The sequence below is a fragment of the Streptomyces sp. genome (assembly GCF_019510245.1).
In the GTDB taxonomy this organism is placed as follows: Bacteria; Actinomycetota; Actinomycetes; order Streptomycetales; family Streptomycetaceae; genus Streptomyces.
Genome location: NZ_JAEKKT010000271.1, coordinates 1 through 4,811 on the forward strand (window position 1 = coordinate 1; position 4,811 = coordinate 4,811).

General features: G+C 68.1%; 3 protein-coding genes and 1 pseudogene. 1 reads left to right on the forward strand and 3 read right to left on the reverse strand.

Annotated elements, in window-relative coordinates:
- Positions 1-153: 153 nt before the first annotated feature.
- The gene (locus tag JF597_RS48545) at positions 154-1,323 is read left to right on the forward strand and encodes a helix-turn-helix domain-containing protein (protein ID WP_294012121.1); all 1,170 of its coding nucleotides are present in this window, start codon (positions 154-156) and stop codon (positions 1,321-1,323) included.
- Between the two features lie 132 nt (positions 1,324-1,455).
- Here JF597_RS48545 and JF597_RS48550 read toward each other — a convergent pair.
- The 3 genes and pseudogenes from JF597_RS48550 to JF597_RS48560 all read right to left on the reverse strand — a co-directional run.
- Positions 1,456-1,635, reverse strand: a pseudogene (locus tag JF597_RS48550) (EamA family transporter); the annotation flags it as partial.
- 320 nt (positions 1,636-1,955) lie between these two features.
- The gene (locus JF597_RS48555; protein ID WP_294012124.1) at positions 1,956-2,585 is read right to left on the reverse strand and encodes a hypothetical protein; all 630 of its coding nucleotides are present in this window, start codon (positions 2,583-2,585) and stop codon (positions 1,956-1,958) included.
- A 12-nt stretch (positions 2,586-2,597) separates the two neighbouring features.
- The coding region (locus tag JF597_RS48560) for an RNase A-like domain-containing protein (protein ID WP_294012127.1) at positions 2,598-4,811 on the reverse strand (2,214 nt) is incomplete at its 5' end.

A 4,811-nucleotide genomic window follows, 5' to 3' on the forward strand; every position in this document is an offset into this window, starting at 1 on the left:
GCATCCTCGTCCCACCTGGGCATGCATGTGTCACCCAAGAGAACTGCCGCCGTGCGAAGCCAACTTGCACAGCTCTTGCACAACGACCGGGGGCGGGAGGGGCGGAGTGAGACGATGGAACGCAACGGGCGTCGAGCGGGGAAGACGTACAGGATGAGCGCGATCAGGATTCCCGGACCCGGTACGAACGTGGCCGTCTGCCGCAAGGCGCGCGGCCTCAGTCAGGTCGCCCTTGCCCGGCGGGCGGGTGTGTCGGTCTCTCTGCTCAGCAAGATCGAGATCGGCGACCGCGCCCTCACGCAGGCCATCGCCGCCTCCCTCGCACAGGCCATGGGACTCACGCTCGACGAGCTGCTGGGCACGGAACCCGTCGCCAAGACGGACGAGGCGAACCTGGCCGCCCTCAACTACGCCATCCGGCGCTTCGACATCCCGGACGCCCCGCCACCGCATCCCGAGGACCTCCCGCGCGAACTGGACCGGCTGAACGAGCTCCGCTACCGCACCGAGCTGGGGGCAGTCCTCCAGAAGTTGCCCGGGGTGCTGGCGAAGTCGACCAACTACGCACACGCCACGCAGTCACCTGACGCGTGGACCCGGGTCGCCGACACCTATTCGGTGGTGTACTGGCTGGCGGCCCGGTTCCGGTGGATGCACCTGGCCGAACTGGCCGTCATGAAGCAGAGGCTGGCCTCGGAGCGCGCGCACCCGATCGCCGCCACGGTGGCTGCCCGGGACGAGGCCGGGACCTTCCTCAATTCAGGAGACTTCGCGGGCGGAATGGCGATCGTCGACCGCGCGATCGTGCAGGCCGAGTCGACGCTTGAGGGACGTGACCGCGCGTTCGGTCTGGGCATCCTGCACCTGCGCGGGCTCACGCTGGCCGGTCGGCTCAAGGACGAGGCCGCCGCCGGGGAGCATATCCGGGCGGCATGGCGGACCGCCGAGGAGTACGGCGCAGACGCCGACGAGCACGGCATCCACTTCGGGCCGGACCAGACCGCGACCCACGCCATCTCGACGTACTCCGACATGGACCAGCACCGCCGAGCGCTGGACACGGCTGACGACCTCATCCGGGAAGGCACCTCACTGCCCGCGACCCGCATCGGTCCGCTGCACATGAACCTGGGACGGTCGCACCTGGCCCTGGGCGACCGGGATTCCGCCCTCGAAGCCCTCGAAGCAGCGTGGAACATCGCACCCGAGATGGCCCGCGTCCACCCGACGAGCCAGGAGCTGATGCGCGTGCTGACCTCCCTGCACCGCCGCAGCAACCCGAGGCTGACACGGCTGGCCAAGCGGGCTGGGGTGCCTTTCTGACCCCAGGAAGCCAAGCCGACGCAGCCCCTGCCGACGACGGTCTGTCGACGAACCCACTGGATAGATCGCCGAAACCGCACCGGAGTATGAGGCGGTCCTCAAGGTGCAGTCCCAGCAGGGGTGAGGTGGCCTGAGCGCCACGGCGGCCGCGAGGAGCCGCAATGTCACCACGCCAAGCGCACCTGCCCTGGGCATCAGCATCCCCGCGAGGGCCCCGCCGAACTGCACGGAGATCCCTCCGGCGAGGACCAGCCCGGCGGGCCCGAGCGCGCCAAGCCGGCCCGGGAGGCCGGAGGTGGCGGGCGCGGACACCGGGGCGGCCGTGGACGTCGGCGCCGACTGCGAGGTGCTGGGGTGGTCAGGGGCGGTCCTGGAGATTCATTGTTCATTATGACGCACTTCTCAGTCCAAAGTAATGGACTGAGACAGGTGCGTGAACCCTTTATGGTGCTGTCCTGGACGGTGAGATGCCGGGCCGGCGAGGAAGCCGAGGGGTACGCGGCCGCCGCACCGGAGCCTCGGCCGGACGGGCCGCCGCCGTCAAAACCCCATGAAAGGTGCGAGCCGGGTCCGGTGAGGGCATGGACGCCACCACCGAACCCGGCCGCCTCATTCGGCGCGAGGTAGTCGACCTATGTGTCGATCAAGACATCCAGATCACTAAGGGCGTATTCGCCGTAGTCGAACGCCGCCGCCAGTTGCTTGAGCGAGGTGTACTGCGTACTCGTGATCGTGAATTGGTGCGGCGCCCGTGAAGCCTGCGGCAGGGCACGCAGCAGAAACCGGAAGGCGAGGTCTGCCGTACACGACGCAACCGCCACCAACAAGGCGTCGCTCACATCGGAGCCGAGGCGTGACTGATACTCGCGCACAACTGTCAGCACTTCCGAAGCGAGTTCCGGCCTATCCAGGAGATCCGTCGGTGACAGCTCCGTCTGCACGGTCTCTGCCGACAGCCGGATGTCGCACAGTTGGACGATCTGCCGCATCCACGCCTTCCCGTCGGCCACCTGGGCCAGAGGGTAGAGATAGGGCCCAGTTTCGGTGCAACTCTCCCAGATCGCCTCGATCTGTGCGGCCTGTAGACCGTCCGCGAGCCGCTGGGCGTCTCGGCGTACGAGCATCACGCCCTCGGGGCTGAGACCCGACAAGTGGTAGGTCACCACATCGGCCGGGGTCGGGCCGACGAGATAGGCATCCTGGTGGAAGAACTCTGTCAGCCAGGGAAGGCCAAACATGAACTCGCTGTACCGTGCTGTCATTCTTCACTTCCGTCACGACGGGTAGGCCGTCAACACGAAGAAACCACTCTTGTGCCCCTCGGCGCGCTTGAGAATGATGGTGAATCTGTTGCCAGCTTGGGTGATTTTCTCATCCGCGTGCGCGACCCAGCCGATGGATTCCTTTGCCCCGAACGTACCGGTGATCACCTTCTGTGGCGTCTTTTCCCTTGAAAGCCACTTGCTGATCATTCCCGCCTTGTTCACCAGCGCGTAGTCCACGACCTGCTGGGCGGTCTGGAGGTCGACGAACACGCTGTTGACGTCTCCCTTGCCTTCATCCCGCTTCTTCTTGGCCAAGGCGATGGCCTCGTCCTCGTTCGGGTCCACGTGTTCGTCCAGAGTGTGCGCCTCGGAGAACTTCGCGTCATCGGCGATCAGGTCGGCGCAGTTGTGCACCAGCACGGGAGTGGCGCCAGCGAGTACGTAGAAGGCGTGAAGGTCGGCGACGCTCAGGTCGAACACTTGACGGGGAGCCAGGTTGTCCCTGTCCTTCAGCGCGGTCACGGTCCGCGTTGTTCCGGCCCGCGTCCGCAGCCGGTAGCCGGCCTTCAGATCGGAGGCCAGCGTCCAGCCCCGCCCGACGACGTAGAAGCGATGACCCGTCGTGGTGGAGACCTGCTCGCCGGTGTCCACCACGACGTCCACGAGGTGCTCAGTGTCGTGACGGAAGGTGCGTGTCACGGCCCGGGCCTGGGGTGAGCCCACGCCTCCGTCGCCGGCAGCGACTACGTCACCTGGGTGGAGGTCGGCGATGTCCTTGGTGGAACCGTCGGCCATGAGGACACGGGTACCGGCCGGGAAACTGTTGACGCGGCAGGTCGTGACCAATTCCTCGTAGATGTCGAAGGTGCGCTCGACGCCGGCGAGCGTCGCGGCATCAACATCCAGGCCCTTGAGGGCCCTGAACGCGTCTTCGACGCCGACGCCGGTGCGCAGTGCCGCGTCGAAGGCGCGGATCGCGTCGATCGCCTCCCCGATCTTCTTCCCCGGCAGGAAATTGGTCGCTGCCCATGCGCAGCCGCCAGCGCTGCCGTGCCAGCAGTCCACGAAGTCCTGGGCGAGGATGGCCCAGGCGACCTTCGCAATGATCTTGGAGATGCCCTCGATCAGCTCCAGCTTGGTGAAATAGCGGGTGATCTGCTGGGACAGGTTGGTGAAGGTGTTCGTGCCGACGAACACCGTGTCCTCTTGCGGGCAGCCGGACTCCGTGGCCGGGACGTCCGGGTTGGTGCACACGTAGAAGCTGACAGTGGCGTTGAAGTGCAGGGTGAACTGCACGGTGCAGCCAGAGAATCCGACGTCGATGACGCAGTCGTTGTCCTGGTGAGGATCTCCGATCGGATCGATCTTGTCGACGACGTAGAAGCTGTTCGCCACCCCCGTTCCCGCACCTGTGCCGACCTGCTGGTTGGCCTGTGCGTTGGCCGCCTCCGTGGCCGCCTGCTGGGCGGATTCGGCGTACTTCTGGGCGTCCTTGGCGGCTTCCTCGGCCGCGGTGGCCTGGGCGTCGGCGTCCTTGGCGGCGGCCCGGGCGTCCGTGGCCGCCTGTTCCGCCTGGCTGGCGGCATCGCGGGCGGCCTGGGCGTCGAGGGCGGCGGCGTCCGCGGAGTCGCGGGCCTGTGTGGCGTAGCCGTCGGCGCGGCCGGCCGCGTCGTCGGCGGCCTTGGCATCGGCGGTGGCCTGCTGGTCGTAGGCGATGGTGCGGGCGAGGGACTGGGCGGCCTGGGAGGCGTATCCGGCGGCTTCGGCGGAGTAGTCCAGGGCCTGCTTCGCGGAGGCGCGGGCGTCGGCCGCGTAGCCGGCGGCTTCGGCGGCGAGGGTGTAGGCGGCCTTGGCGTCGCCGGTGGCCGCGTTGGCGGTACTCGCGGCCTGGGCGGCGGCCTCCTGGGCGTTCTGGGCGTGGGCCTCGGCGACGGCCTGCTGCTGCTCGGCGATCGTCTTGGTCGACTGCCCGGTCAGGACGGCGAGGCCGGCGGCGGAGTCGGTGGTGACGTAGGGGGCGCCGAGCTGGACGGCGTCGTTGGCGGGAGCGGCCACCTGGACGGCGGCGTTGCCGGCGTCGACGGCGGCCTGGGAAGCGGCGTAGGCGTGTCCGGAGGCGATGTTGGCGCCGGCGATCGCGGTCTGGGCGGCCGTGTTGGCCGCGTCGGCCTGTGACTTGGCGTCGGCGGCGTGCCCCTCCGCCTCGTCGGCGAGTTTCACCGC